Origin of the sequence: Janthinobacterium sp. FW305-128, from assembly GCF_020858135.1 — a bacterium.
Lineage (GTDB): Bacteria > Pseudomonadota > Gammaproteobacteria > Burkholderiales > Burkholderiaceae_D > Janthinobacterium.
In genome coordinates this window covers 340,861-358,744 of sequence record NZ_JACYMK010000008.1, presented here as the reverse complement: position 1 = coordinate 358,744, position 17,884 = coordinate 340,861, and the positions used below count along the sequence as shown (strand labels likewise).

Genomic DNA, 17,884 nt, shown 5'->3' with positions numbered 1-17,884 from the left:
CCAAGATTTTGACAGCGGTCGATACCGTTCGCAATACCACGAACGGCATGAGGGGAATAATACAAGGTCGGATTAGCCGGAACGGCGTAATCCGACAACAGCGTTGGCGCATAAAAAAGGCGGAACCCCGGTTCCGCCTTTTTCATTTCAACGTCATTTAAAACACTATCACCACTGCGAGAACGGGTGGCGGATCAGGTTGGCATTGTAGTAGCGCGCATCGCCCGACACTTCCGCGCCTATCCATTCCGGCTTCTCGAAGGGCTGGTCTTCCGAGGCCAGTTCGATCTCGGCCACGAGCAAGCCCGCATTGACGCCCAGGAACTCATCGACTTCCCATACCATGCCCGCGTGTTCGATGCGGTGGCGGTACTTTTCGATCAGCGGCTGTTCGCACAGGCCGTCGAGCAGTTCGACGGCGTCGGCCAGCGGGATCGGATACTCCCACTCGCCGCGCGTCGTGCCCACGTTGGCGCCCTTGATGGTCAGCATCGCCTGTTCGCCCTCGATGCGCACGCGCACCACGCGCTCGCGCTCGGACGACAGGTAGCCCTGGCGCAGCAGTACCGCCTGCCCCAGGCCGCGCCAGGCGTCGCCGGCCAGCAGGAATTTACGCTCGATCTCGACGCCCATGATCAACGCCGCTCAATCCAGCGACAGCAGGATAGGCTGCAGCATGGCCGCGCCCAGGGCCGCGCTGCGCGCGCCGTTCCAGCCCACGGCCGGATCCGGCAAGTCGGCATTTTCCTTGAACGGCATTTCCAGGGTCAGCGCCAGGCAGCCGAAGTGGTGGCCGATGTATTTCGACGCCAGGGTCAGCATGTCCGACTTGTACTTGCTGGCCGCATAGCCGAACTTGTCCTGGAAATCGGGGCTGGCCTGCTTGTAGCGCTCGATAAAGTCTTTCTGGTGCGCCGCTTGCGCCGGCGTGAAGTTTTCCAGCATTTCGTTGCCGGCCACAAAGTTGTACGGCAGCGCTTCATCGCCGTGGATGTCGAAGAACATGTCGACGCCCGTTTCGTGGATCTTGTTTTTCACGCACAGCACTTCCGGGCTCGATTCCAGCGATGGCGTCATCCATTCGCGGTTCAGGTTGGCGCCAGCCGCATTCGTGCGCAGGTTGCCGCGAATCGAGCCGTCCGGGTTCATGTTCGGCACGATGTGGAACACGGCGCGCTGCAAGAGTTTGCGCGCGATCGGGTTGGCGTCGTCGAGCAGCGAGTCGATCAAGCCTTCGACGAACCATTCGGCCATCGATTCGCCCGGATGCTGGCGCGCGATGACCCAGATTTTCTTTTCCGCCTGCGGATTGCCGATGGTAACCATGTTCATGTCGCGGCCGTCGACCGTGCTGCCCAGGTCCGATACGCGCGCCAGCGGATGCTCGGCCACTTCGCCCAGCAGGCGCAAATGGCGTTCCCACGAGTACGGTTCGAAGTAGGCGTAGTACACGCTGTCAAGTTCCGGCGTGTGCGAGATCGTCATGACCTGGCCGTCGAACGTCGTCGGCACGCGGAACCAGTTTTCGCTGTCGTAGCTGGCCACGGCCTGGTAGTCTTCATAGCCGGCCGGATAGGTGGCCTGGCCCGCGTTCAGGAAGCGCATCGTGCATGCCTGGCCGCGCGCGCCCTGCAGGCGGAAGTGAAACCACTGGTGGATGTCGGCGTGGCTATCCTTGCGCAAGTTCAGGTCGATGGCGCCGGCGCTGGTGGCGCTCACCACGTCGATGGCGCCCGAGTCGAAGTTCTGGCTGATTTTAATGGTCATGTAATGATCCCGTCCGAATGTAAGTGTGCCGGCGTCGCCTCGCGGGCGGCCGCCGTTGCGCTAAACGCAGTGTAAGCTATACCTCTATTTTCCGCCCTTTGTCCCCGTTCGCAAAGCCTGGCCGGCCGATTCGTGCACCATTCCGGGGCATCGATGGAAAAGCGGGGGTCAAAAGCGCGAAAAATCGGTCTACTGTCGCATCCACCGGACAAAAAACTGAATTGTAACAATGCCAGACACATTAGCGGGCCATCGCGCCCCTATAATTCCTGCTTTCATAGAGTCGCCAGGAAAGAGTCGTGGACAAGAAGTTGACCAATATTCAGGAAAGAAAGTTGCGCGAGGCGCAGGCGCGGCGCGAACACATCATCGACGTCGTCAAAGACCTCATCAAAAAGGGTGGCGCGCGCGCCGTCTCCATCCGCAAGGTGGCCGAGGCGGCAGGATTTTCCACCACCGTCGTGTACGCCCTGTTCCGCGACAAGGCCACCCTGATCGCCCAGGCCATGGACAAGGATTTGCTGGAACTGGTACGCGCCATGCGCACCGCCTGCGCCAACAGCATGGACCCATGGGAACGCATCAGCCTGGTCGGCCGCGCCTACATCGAGTACGGCTTCCAGCATCCGGACGAGTATTCGCTGATCTTCATGGAGCTGCGTCCGCACGCGGAAGTCGACGCCGTCGAAGTGGAACACGGCAATATCGAGCAAGACCCGTATGCCTACGCGCTGCACCTGTTCGGCGAACTGGCGCAGGCGGGTCAGGTACGCCAGGAAGAGCCGGCGCTGCACACGATGACGCAAATCTTTTGGCAGTCTCTGCACGGCCTCGTTTCCCTGCGCATCGTCATGGATGCGGGCGACCCATGGACGCCGCACCTGGAAATGAACGCACATATCGACGACCTGCTCGCTGTCGTCACGGCAGGCATCCGCCTGCGCTTTGCACCGTCCTCGTGACGTTTGACCCAGCGCAAACCGCCCGGACGGAAAAGGCGGACAGTGGGGTGACGCCGCCTGCGCTGGTGCAGCGCGGCTCGCGCGAAGGAGTGCGAGATGAACGAAGCCTATGCCACGGACCGGCTTGACAAACAGCAAAGCGCGAACAATGCTGTACGCATGGAAGCGCGCCTGACAAAACTGGAAACGGACCGGGAACATGACCGGCTATGGTTCAAGACCCTGGAACAGCGTCTTGGCGAAGGCCTGGACAACGTGCGTGCGGAATTGCGCGACGAGTCGCAGCTGCTGCGGGCCGACCTGACGCAATTTCGCGGCGACCTGCGCGGCGACTGCCACGCCTTGCGCACGGAACTGGGCGACATCCGCAAACACATGCACACTCACTTCCTGTGGTTCATGGGCATCCAGGCCACCACCACGTTTGCCCTGCTGGGCCTGGGCGCCAAGGCGCTGCATATGTATTGAATTGTGAAAAAGGCAGGCGCGGTGCCGCACCGCCCTGCCCTATGTTTACGCTGACGCAAACTACTGCGCTGCCAGCATGCTCTGCGTTTCCTGATAGCGCGTATGCCACGACAGCGCCTGTTCCAGGATGTGCGGCGTATGGCCACCGCGCTGGCATGCCGCGTCGTAATACGCGCGCAATTGATCGCGGTAAGCGGGATGCGTGCAGCGCTCGATGATCAAGGGCGCCCGTTCGCGCGGCGCCAGGCCGCGCAAGTCTGCATAGCCCCACTCCGTCACCAGCACGTCGACGTCATGCTCCGTATGGTCGACATGCGAGACCATCGGCACGACGCTGGAAATGCGCCCGCCCTTGGCCGCCGATTTCGACACAAACATCGACACTTGCCCGTTGCGCGCGAAGTCGCCCGAGCCGCCGATGCCGTTCATCATGTGCGTGCCGCACACGTGCGTGGAATTGACGTTGCCATAGATATCGAACTCCAGCGCCGTGTTCAGGGCGATGATGCCCAGGCGGCGCACGATTTCCGGATGGTTGCTGATCTCTTGCGGGCGCAGCACGATTTTCGAGCGGTAGTGGTCGATATTGTCCATCAGCTTCTGGTGCACGGCGGCCGACAGGGTGATCGACGAAGCCGAGGCAAACGCCAGCTGGCCCGAATCGAGCAGTTCGATGGCGCTGTCCTGCAGCACTTCCGAATACATCGTCATGTTCTGGAAGGGCGAACCGATCAGGCCGTGCAGCACGGCGTTGGCGATGGTGCCGATGCCCGCCTGCAGCGGCAGCAATTCCGGCCCCATGCGCCCGGCCGCCACTTCGCCTTCGAGGAAGGCAATCACATGGCCGGCGATCGCTTGCGTTTCCGCGTCGGGCGGCAAGGCGTTCGACGGGCTGTCGGGGCTGTCCGTGATGACGATGGCGGCAATGCGGGCCGGGTCGATGGCGATGGCTGTGCTGCCCAGGCGCTGGTCGACACGCGTGAGAGGAATCGGTTCCCGGCCCGGCAAGGTATGCGGAATATAGATGTCGTGCAAGCCTTCCAGCGCCAGCGGCGTGGACAGGTTGATTTCGATGATGACTTGCTTCGCCTGCTGGGCGAAGGCGGCGGAGTTGCCCACCGACATGGTCGGGATGATGGCGCCGGCCGCCGTGATGGCCGTCGCTTCGATGACGGCGATGTCGACGGCAGCCAGGTTGCCCGAGCGCAGCTGCTCAGCCGTTTCCGACAGATGCTGGTCGATGAACATGACTTCGCCCTTGTTGATCTTGCCGCGCAAGACAGGGTCGACCTGGAACGGCATGCGGCGCGCCAGCACGCCCGCTTCGGCCATCAGGCCGTCGCTGCCATTGCCCAGCGAAGCGCCCGTGATCAGGGTCAGGCTCAAGGGGCCTTGCAGGGCACGCTCGGCCAGGGCGCGCGGCAAGGCCTTGGCGTCGCCGGCACGGGTAAAGCCGCTCATGCCTACACGCATGCCGCTGTGGAACAATTTGGCTGCCTCATCGGCGCTCATGATTTTGCTGAGCAAGCCTGGGTGGCGGATACGGTCCTCGTACATCGTGATGCTCCTGATATTCTTAATATTCTCAAACTGGATGGCTGTCATACACCAACCCCATAAGTGGTTTCAGTATAAAATCCCGCTTACATGCATGGCATGAATTAATTTCGCCACATCCAGTCGATATTTTCATGTCGCGCCACTGCCGAGCACCCTCTTGGATATCCGTTCCCTGCGCTATTTCGTCGAAACCGTGCGCCTGTCGAGCTTTACGCAGGCGGCCGAATCGCTGCACCTGACCCAGTCGACCATCAGCAAGATGGTGCGCCAGCTGGAAGACGAGGTGGGCGCGCAGCTGCTGGTGCGCGACGGGCGCAAGCTGACCTTGACGGACACGGGCCGCATCGTCTACCAGCACGGCCAGGAAATGCTGGCAAACATGCGCCAGCTGACCCTGGAAGTGCGCGACACCCAGGCCTTGCAGCGCGGCAGCCTGACGGTGGGCATCCCGCCCATGATCAATGTGCTGTTTACCCCTGTATTAAAAGCCTTCCGCGCGCGCCATCCGCACATCAGCCTGACCCTGCAGGAAGACACGGGCCAGCAGATCGAACGCAAGGTGGCGGCCGGCGAGCTGGAAATCGGCATGACGGTGCTGCCGGCAGACCCGGAACTCGACCTCGTGGCCGTGGAAGTGGCCAGCTACCCGATCTGGGCCCTGGCCGAGCCGGGCACGTTCCAGAAAAACCGCACGACGCTGCCCTTCAAGGCGCTGGCCGAGCTGCCGCTGGTCTTACTCAAGGATGATTTCGCGCTCACGCGCAGCCTGCGCCAGCATTTCGCGCAGGCGGGCTTCGCGCCAACCATCGCCGCGCAGAGCGGCCAGTGGGACTGGCTGGTGGCGATGGCCTCGGCGGGACTGGGCGTGGCCCTGCTGCCCGAGCCGTTCATCCACCGCCTGGCCGGCGAACCGTTGGAGACGGTGCGCATCGTCGAGCCGGAAGTGGCGTGGCAGGTGGCGCACGTCTGGAGCGGGCGCTATCTGTCGCACGCGGCGCGCGCCTGGCTCGAGGTGTGCCAGGACGTGCTGGGCACGCAATTCGCGCACTGACGTAAAAAAGGGTGGCCGAGGCCACCCTTTATGTTGATAACGCTACCTTGTTTACTTGGCGTCGTCGCTGTACATGCTGGCGTACTTCCAGCCGAAGTACAAAATAAACGTGTAGCACAGGGCCGGCACGAGGAACGACAGTTGCAGGTTGATGTGGTCGGCCAGGAAGCCCTGGATGAACGGCACGATGGCGCCGCCGACGATGGCCATGCACAGGATGCCCGAACCTTGCCCCGTTTGCGCTCCCAGCTTGTTCAAGGCCATGCTGAAGATGGTCGGGAACATGATGGAGTTGAACAGGCCGACGGCGATCAATGCCCACATGGCCGTGTGACCGCTGGAGAACACGGCGACGAGGATCAGCGCGATGACGACGGCGGCGTTGAAGGCCAGGGTCTTGCCCGGGCTGACATAGCGCATCACGGCAAAGCCGACGAAGCGGCCCAGCATGGCGCCGCCCCAGTAATAGCTGACGAAATAGGCGGCGTCGGCGTGGCTGAGGCCCGCGATGTGGCTCTCGCCCAGGAAGTTGATCAGGAAGCTGCCGATGCTCACTTCACCGCCCACGTACAGGAAGATGGCCAGCGCGCCCAGCACCAGGTGGCGGTGCGACCAGATCGAGACCTTGTTGCCGTCCTGCGCCAGGGCGGCCGCATCGTCGGCATGCGAAATCTTCGGCAGTTTGGCCAGCGCGAACAGCACGGCCAGGATCACCAGGGTGGCGGCCAGTACCAGGTACGGGCCTTGCACGGAAGCGGCTTCCTTGGCGCGGTAGGCCAGTTGCTCGGCCGCCGGCAGCAGGTCGAACTGCTGCACCGTCAGCACGGTGCCGGACAAAATCAGCATGCCGCCCAGCGCAGGCGCCACGGTGGTGCCCAGCGCATTGAACGCCTGCGTCAGGGTCAATCGGCTCGACGCCGTCTGCGGGTCGCCCAGTTCCGTCACGTACGGGTTGGCGGCCACCTGCAGCACGGTGATGCCGGCCGCCAGGATGAAGAAGGACAACAGGAACAGCGCATAGCTGCCGGTGGAGGCCGGGTAGAACATGGCGCAGCCGGCGGCGGCGATCAGCAGGCCGGCGACGACGCCGCGCTGGTAGCCGATTTTCTTGATCAGCATGCCGGCGGGCAGCGAAACGATGGCGTAGGCGCCAAAGAAGCAGAACTGCACCAGCATCGCCTGGACATAGGTCAAGGTGTAGATCGAGCGCAGATGGGGAATCAGCACATCATTAAGCGAGGTCAGCAATCCCCACATGAAAAACAGGACCGTGACAATGATCAGGGCGCCTGTATTGTTTTGCGTGCCGGCCTGCGCGGACTGGACGCCCTGGCCTTGCTTTACGTATTCCATACCTTCTCCATTTTTCAATTCCAAGTTGATCTTGCCAGGCATGGAAGCGTTTCCACCCGGGCAGCACCAGGACGCGCAAGCGCCACGCAGATATCAGCGTGGGCCATGACTGCCATCAGCGATACGGGGGCAGGCATGGCGCTTCTTGCGCGCGGCAGGCGCACGGCCGACCGTTTCTCGCCAGAATGATGTCTTGTGGGCGCGGCACGCCTGCGGGCTGCGTCTGAAAACAACATTCGGGGCAAAACAGTCTTGTAGTAAAACTACGATACAGCGCCCGCATTATGCCTTAAAGCCCCGTATTGCGCAGCTTTCCCGGCTGTTATTTCAAAATTGAATAGCTGACATTTGAAATCAAAAGTAGCCTTATAACTTGGAATCGCTATACTTATATTGCAGTGCAGCACAACGCGGCACGCCACATAAGGAGTCTGCCATGTCTACCGCATTTACCTACCACACCACGCAAAACAGCAATATCGTCGCCACCCTGGTCCACGCCGCCAAACGCGTCGGCGCCTGGCTGAACCAAAGCAGCGACCGCCGCGAGCGCGCTTACGAAGAAGCCTACCTGGCCGAATCGACCGACCGTTACGATCTGGAATACCGCATGCGCGAACTGGCCCGTGCCAACCCGCAGCCAAGCTGGATGAGCGGTCTGAGCCGTTAAGAGTGCCGTAATACCCAGCCACTCATCACAGCCCGTCATCGGCTGTTGCAACATCGATAGCGCCATCCTGCTCGCCTTGCGCTTGAGCACAGGATGGGCTATACAGGCGGGATGCAAACGCCCATTACCATCCTCGCCATCGCCGGCAGCCTGCGCGCCGCCTCGCTGAACACCGCCCTGCTGCGCGCCATTGCTCAGCTTGCCCCGCCGTCATTCGACATCCGCATCCATCCGGGACTCGGTGAACTGCCGCTGTTCAATCCTGACCTCGACGCCGACAGCCTGCCCGCCGTGACGGGTCTGCGCGACGCCATCCTGGCGGCCGACGTGCTGATGCTGGCCAGCCCCGAGTATGCGCACGGCGTGAGCGGGCCCATGAAGAATGCGCTGGATTGGATGGTGGGAAATGAATCGTTCATCGACAAGCCGCTGGTGCTGCTGAACGCCTCGCCGCGCGCCACGCACGCGCAGGCGGCCCTGCGCGAAACGGTGCGCACCATGTCGGCGCGCCTGATCGACGAGGCCTGCATCAGCCTGCCCCTGCTGGGGTCGGGACTCGATGCGGACGGCATCGCCGCAGACCCGGCATTGCGCCGGGCCATCCTCGCTATGTTGCAGTGCATCAGGTCATTTTCATGACCGTCTGCACGTTTTACTATCAATTCATCTAGTTTTACTACGTACTTCTACGGACCGCTCAATGCGGGATCATGCCTGTAAACACGTAGGCTTGCAGCATGGTGATGATGCCGATGATCACGGCAAACAACAGGCTGTGCTTCAAGGTAAAGCGGAACAGGTCCGATTCCTTGCCCACCAGGCCCGTTGCCGCGCAGGCGACGGCGATCGACTGGGGCGAGATCATCTTCGCCGTCACGCCGCCCGTCGTATTGGCCGCCACCATCAAGGTGTCGGACACGCCGATCTGGTGCGCCGTCGTGTTTTGCAGGGAGCAGAACAAGGCGTTCGACGACGTGTCGGAACCCGTCAGGAAGACGCCCAGCCAGCCCAGGAACGGCGAGAAGAACGGGAAGGCGGCGCCGCTGCCGGCCAGCAGCAGGGCCAGCGTGGACGACATGCCCGAGTAATTGGCAACGAAGGCAAACGCCAGCACCAGGCCGATCGACAGCACGGGACGGCGCAATTCCACCACGGTTTCCACGAACGCCTTGACGCCATCGCGCGGCTTCATGCGCAGCATCAGCATCGACAATACGGCCGTCAGCAAGATCGCCGTGCCCACGGCCGACAGCAGATCGAGCTTGAACACGGCGTCATACGCCTTCGGCTCCGCCACGATGGGCATCGTCTTCATCACCAGTTTATCGAGATAGGGCACGTGGATCTTGATGACCAGGCCAGACAAGGCGCCGCCGGCGGCAAACAGCGCCTTGAAGCCGGGCAGGCTCCACACGGTGACGATGGCCGTCAACAGGCCGAACGGCGCCCAGGCACGCATGGTCTGCGCCGTCGTGTAGGGCGAAGCGGCGCGGTTGCCGCCGCCGCGCAGGTCCGCAGCACCGCCCGCGCTGCCAAAACCGGACAGCGCGGCCGTGCCGCCGCCGACGGCATAGGCCACTTTCGCATTCTTCGGCTGCCACACTTTCAGGAACAGGGTCAGCGAGACCAGGCTGACGAGGGCCGAGGTGATGTCCGGCAGTTCAGGGCCGATATGGTTCGACGTGAAATACTGGGTCACGGCAAAGCTCAAGCCCGTCACCAGGGCGGCCGGCCACACTTCGCGCACGCCGCGCAAACCATCCATCATGAAGACCAGCCAGAACGGCACCAGCAGCGACAGCAGCGGCAACTGGCGGCCCGCCATGGCGCCGATCAGGAAGGGGTCGATGCCCGTCACCTGGCCCGCCACGATGATGGGAATACCCATGGCGCCGAAGGCCACGGGCGCCGTATTGGCGATCAGGCACAGGCCCGCCGCATACAGCGGATTGAAGCCCAGGCCCACCAGCAAGGCCGAAGTGATGGCCACGGGCGCGCCGAAACCGGCCGCCCCTTCCAGGAAGGCGCCGAAGGCAAAGCCGATCAAGAGCACCTGCAGGCGCTGGTCGTCCGTCACCGACAGCACGGAGGCACGGATGATCTCGATCTGCCCCGTCTTGACGACGATTTTATACAGGAAGACGGCCGTGACGATGATCCAGGCGATGGGCCACAAGCCATACGCAAAACCGTAACCGGCCGCCGCCAGCGCCTGCGGCACGGGCATGCCATACGCGAAGATGGCCACCGCCAGCGCCAGCGCCAAGGTGACGGCGGCCGCCACATGTCCCTTGATGCGCAGCGCCGCCAGGGCGATGAAGAAGAAAATAATGGGCACGGCTGCCGCCAGCGACGACAGCCACAAGCTGCCGAGCGGTGTATAAAGTTGGGTCCAGGTTTGCATGTCGGGTCTCCTCCGGTGGATGCGGGTTAAGTAAAAAACGGCTTTTGATGTAATTGTGTGCAGCGTGTTTTTTGCGGTATGGGGGGGCGTCGCTATTCTTCCTGCCCCCGTGCGTTGAGCAGGTCGGCCAGGCTGCGCGGCGCCGGTTGTAAAGGCTTGCGGTGCTGCGTCCAGCCCAGCTGCGCGCGCGGCGTCAGCATCCGAAGGCGCGTGGCGGCCCAGCGGAACAAACGGTAGCTGGCGGGGCGCGCGAAGGCGCCGCTCCAGAAGCGCCAGATCAGGCTTTCGCCGCGGCTGAACTTGGCCCCCTGCCCGCGCAGCGGATGCGCCACCTGTTCGTCAGGATTGCGGTTCGCTTCCGTGCGCAGGCGTACCAGCAGCTGCGGAATCGGGATGCGCACGGGGCACACTTCGCCGCAGGCGCCGCACAGGCTCGACGCGGTGGCCAGGTCCGCCGTCGCGTCCAGCCCCAGCAAATGGGGCGAGATGATCTTGCCGATCGGTCCCGGATACGTGGTGCCGTAGGCGTGGCCGCCAATGCGCGTATAGACGGGGCAGTGGTTCATGCAGGCGCCGCAGCGTATGCATTGCAGGGTGGCGCGCAGCTGCTCGTCGGCATAGGCCTGACTGCGGCCGTTATCGAGCAGCACCAGGTGCACTTCGCGCGGGCCATCCTGTTCCCCTTCCCGGCGCGGGCCGGAAATCAGGTTGAAATACGTGGTGATGGCCTGCCCCGTCGCCGAACGCGTCAGCAGGCTGGCCAGCGGCACGATATGTTCGAGCTTGGCGACCACTTTTTCCATGCCCATGATGGCGATGTGGACCTCCGGCACGGACGTCGTCAGCCGGCCATTGCCCTCGTTTTCCACCAGCCACAGGGTGCCCGTGTCGGCCGCCGCGAAGTTCACGCCCGACAGGCCGATGTCCGCCTCGACGAAAGCCTGGCGCAGGGCGCGTCGGCCCGTCTGGATCAGGCTGTCGACGTCTTCCGTGTAGGGCGCATCGGGAATGTGCTCGGCGAACAGGCCGGCGATGTCGGCCTTGGTCTTGTGGATGGCCGGCATGACGATGTGCGACGGCTTTTCGCCTGCCAGCTGGACGATGTACTCGCCCATGTCCGACTCCAGGCAGCGCATGCCGCGCGCTTCCAGGTAGTGATTGAGCTCGATTTCCTCGCTGGCCATCGACTTGCCCTTGATGAAGCGCGTCGCCTGATTGCGCTGTGCGATGGCGTGGATGATGGCGTTGGCCTGCTCGCCATCCTCGGCCCAGTGCACCTGCACGCCGGCCGCTGTCAGCCGCTCCTCCAGCTGCACCAGCAAATCGGGCAGACGCGCCAGCGCGTGCCGGCGCACGGCTTCGCCGATGTCGCGCAGGCGTTCCAGCTCGTCGCCGTCGGGAAATTGGGCGCTGCGCTTGTCCTGTAAAAAATCCATGGCGCCGCGAAAGCTCTGGCGCAGTTTCGGGTCGTCCAGCGCGGCGCGGGCGCGCGCATGAAAGTCCGCCGGCTTGACGAATTGCAGGGGCTTGGCGTTCATGGCTGGCCTCCTTCGTGGGCTGGCAAGTCGTCGATGATCAATACCCACAGCCAGCGCGGGCCATGCGCGCCATACGCGAGGGTTTGCTGGATATCCGACGTTTTCGAGGGCCCCGACACCAGCACCAGGTTGGCCGGCATGCCGTCCGCCCAGCGTTCGGCGCGCGCCGCCGCGTGCAAGTCCACGTGCAGGCTGCTCGCATACACGAGGCAGATGTGCAAGGGCGGCGCCAAGGACACCGTGCGCGGCGTGGCCGCATCGGGCGCGATGACCAGGGTGCCCGTGGCGGCGATGCCGGAGCGCGCGACGGTCAACCCCGCGTCGACGGTGTCGAACAGCTCTCCCTTCCACTGCGCCAGCGGACGGTCAAAAGACAGCGCTGCCACGCCCTGCGGCAAGGCGGCGTGCAAGGCCTGCCCTTCGGCGCTGCCGGTATCGAGCAGCAAACGGCGCACGCCGTGTTCACCGAGGCGCTGCGCCAGCAGGGCCGGCCAGGCATCCGCGCACACGCAGTCAACTTCCGCGTGCGCAGCGCGCAAGGCTGCCTGCATGGCGGCTATCCTGTGCCGTGCCGGCAGCGGCGCGGCAGCGCGACGGGCCTGGTAATGATTGTCGATGGCCATATCGATGGTATCCACCGCTTCGGGCGCCGAGGGCGCGGCGGCGCGCAAACGCCCCAGCATGCGTTCGCGGGCAGTCAATGCCGTACTCATGGCGCGCCTCCCGTGCGGCGCCACAAAAAGCTGGCCAGGTGCTCGACGGGCAGCGGCGCGCCCTGGTGCTGCGCCGCGTGGCCGATATTGAGCAGGCAGCCGCAGTCGGCCGAGACGAGCCGGTCGCAGCCCGTGGCGCAGGCCGAGGCGATCTTGTCGCTGACCATGGCGCCGGAAATGTCCGGATGTTTTAGTGAAAACGTGCCGCCGAAGCCGCAGCATTCCGATTCGCGCTGGTGTTCGACGCGCGTCACGCCGGGCAAGGCGTCAACCAGGGCCACGCCGTGGGTGCGCGTGCCCATTTCGCGGCGCGCCCCGCACGAGGTATGCAGCACCACCGTTTCCTCGGCCTGCGCCGCGGCGCCCATGCCGGCAAGATCGAGCTTCAGCACGCAGACGAGAAATTCGCTCAGTTCATACACGCGCTCGGCCAGCTCCAGGGCCTTGGGGCCGGCGACGGGATCGTCCTGGAACAGCTGCGGCCAATGGTGGCGCATCATGCCGGCGCAGGAGCCGGACGGCACGATCACGGGCCACGGCTGCGCAAACAGGTCGAGCTGGGCGCGCGCCACGGCACGCGCCTGTTCCGGATTGCCGCTGCTGTAGGCGGGCTGGCCGCAACAGCTCTGGCCGCGCGGATAGTGCACCAGCAAGCCTTCCCGTTCCAGCAGGCGCACCGCGTCGAGCCCCGCCTGCGGCACGAACAGGTCGACCAGGCAGGTGGCGAACAGGTACACCTCGTGTGGTGATGGCGGATAGTGGCGCGGCTGGCGCGGGTCTGGCTGCATGAGTGTGTCTCCCCGGCGCTCTGTGTGTTGCTGCGGCGCCGCTGTGTGTTGTTAAGAATGACCGGTTCACGCATAATTCCAGCTTCCGCAAGCCACTTCAAATTGCTCGGACCACTTTAAAACAACACCGGAAGACATCGATGGCGACAGGCATGCAAACGCGGGGCAGGGTCGAGCTGGTGATGCGCAGGCTGGAGACGGCCCTGCTGGACGGCAGCTTGCCGGCGGGCGCGCAATTGCCGGCCGAACGCCTGCTGGCGCTGCAATATGGGGTCTCGCGCAACACCGTGCGCGAAGCGGTGCAGCGGCTGGCGGCGCGCGGCCTCGTGCGCAGCCGGCGCGGGGCCGGCGTGTTCGTGACCGATCAATTGCGCACCGGCATGGCGTCACCGTGGAGCCAGCTGGTGGCCGACCACCCCGCCCTGCGCGACGACATCCTGGAATTTCGCCGCGTGCTGGAAGGGGCGACGGCCTATTTCGCGGCGCAGCGGGCCAACGGCGACGAGCGCGCGCAGATCATGGCGCTGCTGGCCGAACTGGAGCAGGCACGCGCCAGCGACGACAAGCACGGCGAGGCGCAGGCCGACGCGCGCCTGCATGAAGTCATCGCCCAGGCGTCGCACAACACCATGTTCCTGCACTTGCACACCAGCATCATCGGCATGCTGCGCGAACACATCACCATCAATGGCACGGGCTTGCGCCAGCAGGACGACGCGACCTCGCTGCAGCTGCTGTCGCAGCACCGCACGCTGTGCGAGGCCATCTGCGCCAGCCAGCCCGAGGAAGCGCGCACGGCCATGCAAAGCCACATCGATTTCGTGCGCACGCGCGTCACCAGCGATGACGACTGACGCCACTGGTAGGACCACAGTCCATGGCCACAGCGGCGGCGAAAGCTGCTAACATCGCGCGCCGCCATTGACTTCCTCCTGCCATGACCGTCCTCGTCCACACCCACCCGCTGGTGCTCCAGCTGGAAAACGACTTGCTGCCCCTGTTCCGCGCCGCCCTGCCCGCACTCGCGGCGGCGGCCCCACGGGCGCTCGCCTCCGTATTCGCCTTTTCCAGCGGCACGGCCAGCGCCTTCCACGATTATCATTTCGGCATTTCCTGCCTGCTCGAGGACGTGCCCGACGATGCCCCGGAAGAAGTCGCCCTGCTGGTCAGCGTCACGGGACTCGAATCGGGCGCCCGGCTCAGCGCACAGGTCGTCTGGGGCCAGCCTTCGGGCCGGGTGGAAACGCAGGCCGACCTGTCGGCGGGCGACCTGCCTGCCTTGCACGCGGCCCTGCCCGGCTTGCTGGCCAGCCTGCAGGAGGCAGCCAGCCGTGGCGGGCCGCGAATGTAACAAGCGCATGTGACAGGCACATGAAAAAGTGCCGGGAAACAACAACTTACGTTTTCCGTAGCGCAACTTTGTTGACTTCCACTAGTCCCAACCCCTATCCTTTCAGTTAAGTTTGGCGAGAATATCTGCCCGTTCATGCGAGCCTGCAGGCAGGGTCCGCCTTGCCTCCACAAAAGTCCATTCCGCATTTTTATTGCAACCATCAGGGCAACGTGCCTGGACGGCCGCTGCCAGCAAATACGGAGCTGACTGCCATGCCATCGCACCACTATTTTCCTGGAACATCCTTGCTCGGCTGCCTCTTCCTGCTGGCCGCCCTGCCCGTGCAGGCGCAAAACACGGACAGCCCTGCCGCCACCTTCAGCGCCAATGCCAGCCTCACTTCCCAGTACATTTCGCGCGGCTTTCGCCAGACCTGGGGCAAGCCGGCGCTGCAGGCGGGGGCCGACTACGCGCACCCGAGCGGCTGGTCGCTCGGCACCTGGGCTTCCACCGTCAGCGACCGCTACATTCAAGACGCCACGGTCGAATGGGATCTGTACGGCGGCTACAGCGGCACGGTGGGTGAACTGGGCTACAGCGTGCTCGCGTATTACTACAAGTATCCGGGCGCCGTCTACCGCGCCACAGGCGTCAAGTATGACTATGGCGAACTGTCGCTGGGCCTCAGCTACAAGATGCTGTACGCCAAGTACAACCATACGGTCACGCCGGACTTCTTCGGCATCACGCATGCGCGCGGCACGGGCTACCTGGACGTGGGCGCGAATGTCGACCTGGGCAATGCCTGGACCTTGAACCTGCACGCCGGCAATGGGCGGGTGGCGGGCACGGGCAATGCCATCTGGAACTGGCGTGACGCCAAGGTGGGCGTCACCCGGGCCTTCGACGGCGGCTGGAGCGCCAGCGCGGCCGTGACGCGCGCCTGGGGCGCCACCGACGCCTACGACCATTACACGCTGGGCATCCCGAATGCGGCCGGCCAGTTCGACACGTCGAACCCGGCCGCGGCCACGCTGGTCGTGGCCATCAGCAAGACATTCTAGGCGCGCCACTCGCGACGCCCATGGCACCGATACCCCTTCCCATCAAGGAACAGCATCATGCAACTCTCACTGAACAGTAAAATCTGCGTCGCCGCCACCGCGCTCGCCGTCCTCAGCCTCGGCGTCACGGCGGCGGTGATCGGCTACAAGAGCAGCGCCAGCGCGGAAGCGGCCGCGCTGGACCTGGCGCGCACATCGGCGCGCGAAGTGGCCGGTGCGCTGCAGGCGCGCATCGCCAGCAACCTGTCCAGCGTTTCCAGCCTGGCCGGCGCCATGCGCGGCACCAAGAGCGCCAGCCTGCCCCTGCAGCGCGAGCAGATCAATGAACTGACCAAGGCCACCCTGACCAGCTCGGAAGACTTGCTGGGCGCGGCCGTGACGTGGGAGCCGAACGCGCTCGACGGCAAGGATGCGGATTTCGCCAACCAGAAGCCGTACTACGACGCCAGCGGCCGCTTCATGCCCTACTGGACGCGGGGCGCCGGCGGCAAGCTGCAAGTCGAACCCATCGTCTTCGACCCGAAACCGGGCGCCAACGACTGGTATGACGTGCCCAAGCGCACGGGCAAGACGTACTTTACGGAACCGTACATCTACCCCGTCGACGGCAAGAATGTGCTGATGGCCTCGCTGGTGGCCCCCATCATGATCGACGGCGGCTTCAAGGGCGTGGCCAGCGCCGACTTCATGCTCACGCGCCTGGCGAAAATCCTGGCCGACCTGAAAGTGATCGAGGGCGGCAAGCTGGCCCTGATCTCGAACGGCGGCCTGTACGCGAGCCATCCCGTGCCCGAGCGGCTGGGCAAGAAGGCCGACGACGTGCCTGCGGCCGGCCTGGAAAAAGTGCGCCAGGGCCAGCCGTACGAATATGAAGACGGCCAGGGCTATATCCATTTGCTGCAGCCGTTGCAGATCCACCCCGATATCGCCCCCTGGAGCGTGGAACTGAACTTCCCGAAAAGCGTCGCCATCGCCTCGGCGCGCGACCTGATGATCTACACACTGATCGTCGCCCTGCTGTGCGCGGCGGCCACGGCCGGCATTTTGATCCTCGTCGTCAACCAGCTGACGCGCCCCCTGCGCACCCTGGGCCGCACCATGACGGACCTGTCGAGCGGCGACGCCGACCTGCGCGTCAAGCTGGAAGTCAAGGGGACCGACGAGCTGGCCGTCATCGGCAAGGGTTTCAACGCCTTCGTGGAAAAGATCCACGCCGTGCTGCTGCAAGTGCAAGCCAGCGCCGACAACGTGGCCCGCGCCAGCGCGGAAATTGCGCAAGGCAATAACGACCTGTCGGCCCGTACGGAGCAGCAAGCCAGTTCGCTCGAGGAAACGGCCGCTTCGGTGGAAGAACTGACGGGCACCGTCAAGGAAAACGCCGACCATGCGCGCCAGGCGAATCAGCTGGCCGCTTCCGCATCGAGCGTGGCGCAGAAGAGCGGCGAAGTGGTCGGCAAGGTCATCGAAACGATGACCTCGATCAACGACTCGTCGAACAAGATCGTCGACATCATCAGCGTGATCGACGGCATCGCCTTCCAGACGAATATCCTGGCCCTGAATGCGGCCGTGGAAGCGGCCCGTGCGGGCGAACAGGGCCGCGGTTTCGCCGTCGTCGCCACGGAAGTGCGCAACCTGGCGCAACGCTCGGCGGCGGCGGCCAAGGAAATCAAGCTGCTGATCGACGATTCGGTGGGCAAGGTCGCGGCCGGCAGCAAGCTCGTCGATGAAGCGGGCGCCACCATGGAACAGGTGGTCGACAGCGTGCGCAAGGTGACCGCCATCATGGCCGACATCAGCGTCGCCACCAACGAACAAAGCGACGGCATCGCCCAGGTCAACCAGGCGCTGGCGCAGATGGATGGCGTGACGCAGCAGAACGCGGCCCTGGTCGAGGAAGCGGCGGCGGCCGCCGAAAGCCTGCAAGACCAGGCCAGCCATCTGGCCGAGGTGGTCAGCGTGTTCAAGCTGGGCGAGCAGGTGCGCCAGACGGCGCCGACAGCAACGCCGGCGGCAGCCGTGGCAACGCCACGCGCCGCGCCGCCAAAGACAGCATCACCGGCCAAGCGCCTGGCAGTTGCCAAGCCCCCAGCGGCACAGCACGCGCCGGCCAAGGCACCGGCAGGAGATGACTGGGAAGAGTTTTAAGCCTGTCTTGCCTGGTCATTGCACGCTATCCTTGATGTAAATCAAGTGGCAAATACATTCGGTGA

Annotated in this window: 17 protein-coding genes; 9 read left to right on the top strand and 8 right to left on the bottom strand. The window is 64.2% G+C overall.

Annotated elements, in window-relative coordinates:
* Positions 1 to 168: 168 nt before the first annotated feature.
* Together IGS60_RS18685 and IGS60_RS18680 are read right to left on the bottom strand one after the other, a co-directional pair.
* A complete protein-coding gene (locus IGS60_RS18685; RefSeq protein ID WP_230505803.1) occupies positions 169 to 633 on the bottom strand; it encodes a CYTH domain-containing protein in 465 nt (154 codons plus the stop codon).
* A gap of 12 nt (positions 634 to 645) precedes the next feature.
* Positions 646 to 1,767: a M14-type cytosolic carboxypeptidase gene (locus tag IGS60_RS18680; RefSeq protein WP_230505802.1), complete on the bottom strand. Its 1,122-nt coding sequence runs from the start codon at positions 1,765 to 1,767 to the stop codon at positions 646 to 648.
* A gap of 299 nt (positions 1,768 to 2,066) precedes the next feature.
* On the opposite strand from IGS60_RS18680, the gene IGS60_RS18675 reads away from it, so the two are divergent.
* Positions 2,067 to 2,729, top strand: a complete 663-nt coding sequence (locus tag IGS60_RS18675; protein WP_230505801.1) for a TetR/AcrR family transcriptional regulator — start codon at positions 2,067 to 2,069, stop codon at positions 2,727 to 2,729.
* Between the two features lie 96 nt (positions 2,730 to 2,825).
* Positions 2,826 to 3,197 carry a hypothetical protein gene (locus IGS60_RS18670; protein ID WP_070219183.1) on the top strand — a complete coding sequence of 124 codons (372 nt, stop codon included), beginning with the start codon at positions 2,826 to 2,828 and terminating at the stop codon, positions 3,195 to 3,197.
* Between the two features lie 60 nt (positions 3,198 to 3,257).
* Here the strand turns inward: IGS60_RS18670 and IGS60_RS18665 are convergent, their stop codons facing one another.
* On the bottom strand, positions 3,258 to 4,754 hold the full coding sequence (locus IGS60_RS18665; protein WP_070290606.1) for a succinate CoA transferase: 1,497 nt from the start codon (positions 4,752 to 4,754) through the stop codon (positions 3,258 to 3,260).
* Positions 4,755 to 4,914: 160 nt separating this feature from the next.
* Here IGS60_RS18665 and IGS60_RS18660 point away from each other — a divergent pair, with 160 nt between their 5' ends.
* On the top strand, positions 4,915 to 5,808 hold the full coding sequence (locus IGS60_RS18660) for a LysR substrate-binding domain-containing protein (protein ID WP_070219182.1): 894 nt from the start codon (positions 4,915 to 4,917) through the stop codon (positions 5,806 to 5,808).
* 51 nt (positions 5,809 to 5,859) lie between these two features.
* Here IGS60_RS18660 and fucP read toward each other — a convergent pair whose 3' ends face one another.
* Positions 5,860 to 7,161, bottom strand: coding sequence for an L-fucose:H+ symporter permease (gene fucP / locus IGS60_RS18655; protein WP_070290605.1), 1,302 nt, complete (start codon positions 7,159 to 7,161; stop codon positions 5,860 to 5,862).
* A gap of 436 nt (positions 7,162 to 7,597) precedes the next feature.
* On the opposite strand from fucP, the gene IGS60_RS18650 reads away from it, so the two are divergent.
* Together IGS60_RS18650 and IGS60_RS18645 are read left to right on the top strand one after the other, a co-directional pair.
* Positions 7,598 to 7,831: a DUF3563 family protein gene (locus tag IGS60_RS18650; protein ID WP_080698581.1), complete on the top strand. Its 234-nt coding sequence runs from the start codon at positions 7,598 to 7,600 to the stop codon at positions 7,829 to 7,831.
* Between the two features lie 111 nt (positions 7,832 to 7,942).
* Positions 7,943 to 8,470 (top strand): NADPH-dependent FMN reductase, encoded by a 528-nt coding sequence (locus IGS60_RS18645; RefSeq protein ID WP_230505800.1) that lies wholly within the window; start codon positions 7,943 to 7,945, stop codon positions 8,468 to 8,470.
* Between the two features lie 58 nt (positions 8,471 to 8,528).
* On the opposite strand, the gene IGS60_RS18640 is transcribed toward IGS60_RS18645, so the two are convergent.
* The 4 genes from IGS60_RS18640 to IGS60_RS18625 all read right to left on the bottom strand — a co-directional run bounded on the left by IGS60_RS18640 (position 8,529) and on the right by IGS60_RS18625 (position 13,274).
* Positions 8,529 to 10,235 carry a lactate permease LctP family transporter gene (locus tag IGS60_RS18640; protein WP_230505799.1) on the bottom strand — a complete coding sequence of 569 codons (1,707 nt, stop codon included), beginning with the start codon at positions 10,233 to 10,235 and terminating at the stop codon, positions 8,529 to 8,531.
* A gap of 92 nt (positions 10,236 to 10,327) precedes the next feature.
* Positions 10,328 to 11,773, bottom strand: coding sequence for a LutB/LldF family L-lactate oxidation iron-sulfur protein (locus IGS60_RS18635; RefSeq protein WP_230505798.1), 1,446 nt, complete (start codon positions 11,771 to 11,773; stop codon positions 10,328 to 10,330).
* Positions 11,770 to 12,486 (bottom strand): LUD domain-containing protein, encoded by a 717-nt coding sequence (locus IGS60_RS18630; protein WP_230505797.1) that lies wholly within the window; start codon positions 12,484 to 12,486, stop codon positions 11,770 to 11,772. Before IGS60_RS18630 ends, IGS60_RS18635 begins: the two co-directional genes overlap by 4 nt.
* The gene (locus tag IGS60_RS18625) at positions 12,483 to 13,274 is read right to left on the bottom strand and encodes a (Fe-S)-binding protein (protein ID WP_230505796.1); all 792 of its coding nucleotides are present in this window, start codon (positions 13,272 to 13,274) and stop codon (positions 12,483 to 12,485) included. Before IGS60_RS18625 ends, IGS60_RS18630 begins: the two co-directional genes overlap by 4 nt.
* A 140-nt stretch (positions 13,275 to 13,414) precedes the next feature.
* On the opposite strand from IGS60_RS18625, the gene IGS60_RS18620 reads away from it, so the two are divergent.
* From IGS60_RS18620 to IGS60_RS18605, 4 genes are all read left to right on the top strand, one after another.
* Positions 13,415 to 14,128: a FadR/GntR family transcriptional regulator gene (locus IGS60_RS18620; protein ID WP_230505795.1), complete on the top strand. Its 714-nt coding sequence runs from the start codon at positions 13,415 to 13,417 to the stop codon at positions 14,126 to 14,128.
* Positions 14,129 to 14,211: 83 nt separating this feature from the next.
* Positions 14,212 to 14,625, top strand: coding sequence for a hypothetical protein (locus IGS60_RS18615; protein ID WP_230505794.1), 414 nt, complete (start codon positions 14,212 to 14,214; stop codon positions 14,623 to 14,625).
* A gap of 287 nt (positions 14,626 to 14,912) precedes the next feature.
* Positions 14,913 to 15,671 (top strand): TorF family putative porin, encoded by a 759-nt coding sequence (locus IGS60_RS18610; RefSeq protein ID WP_230505793.1) that lies wholly within the window; start codon positions 14,913 to 14,915, stop codon positions 15,669 to 15,671.
* 57 nt (positions 15,672 to 15,728) lie between these two features.
* Positions 15,729 to 17,819 (top strand): methyl-accepting chemotaxis protein, encoded by a 2,091-nt coding sequence (locus IGS60_RS18605; RefSeq protein WP_230505792.1) that lies wholly within the window; start codon positions 15,729 to 15,731, stop codon positions 17,817 to 17,819.
* Positions 17,820 to 17,884 lie beyond the last annotated feature (65 nt).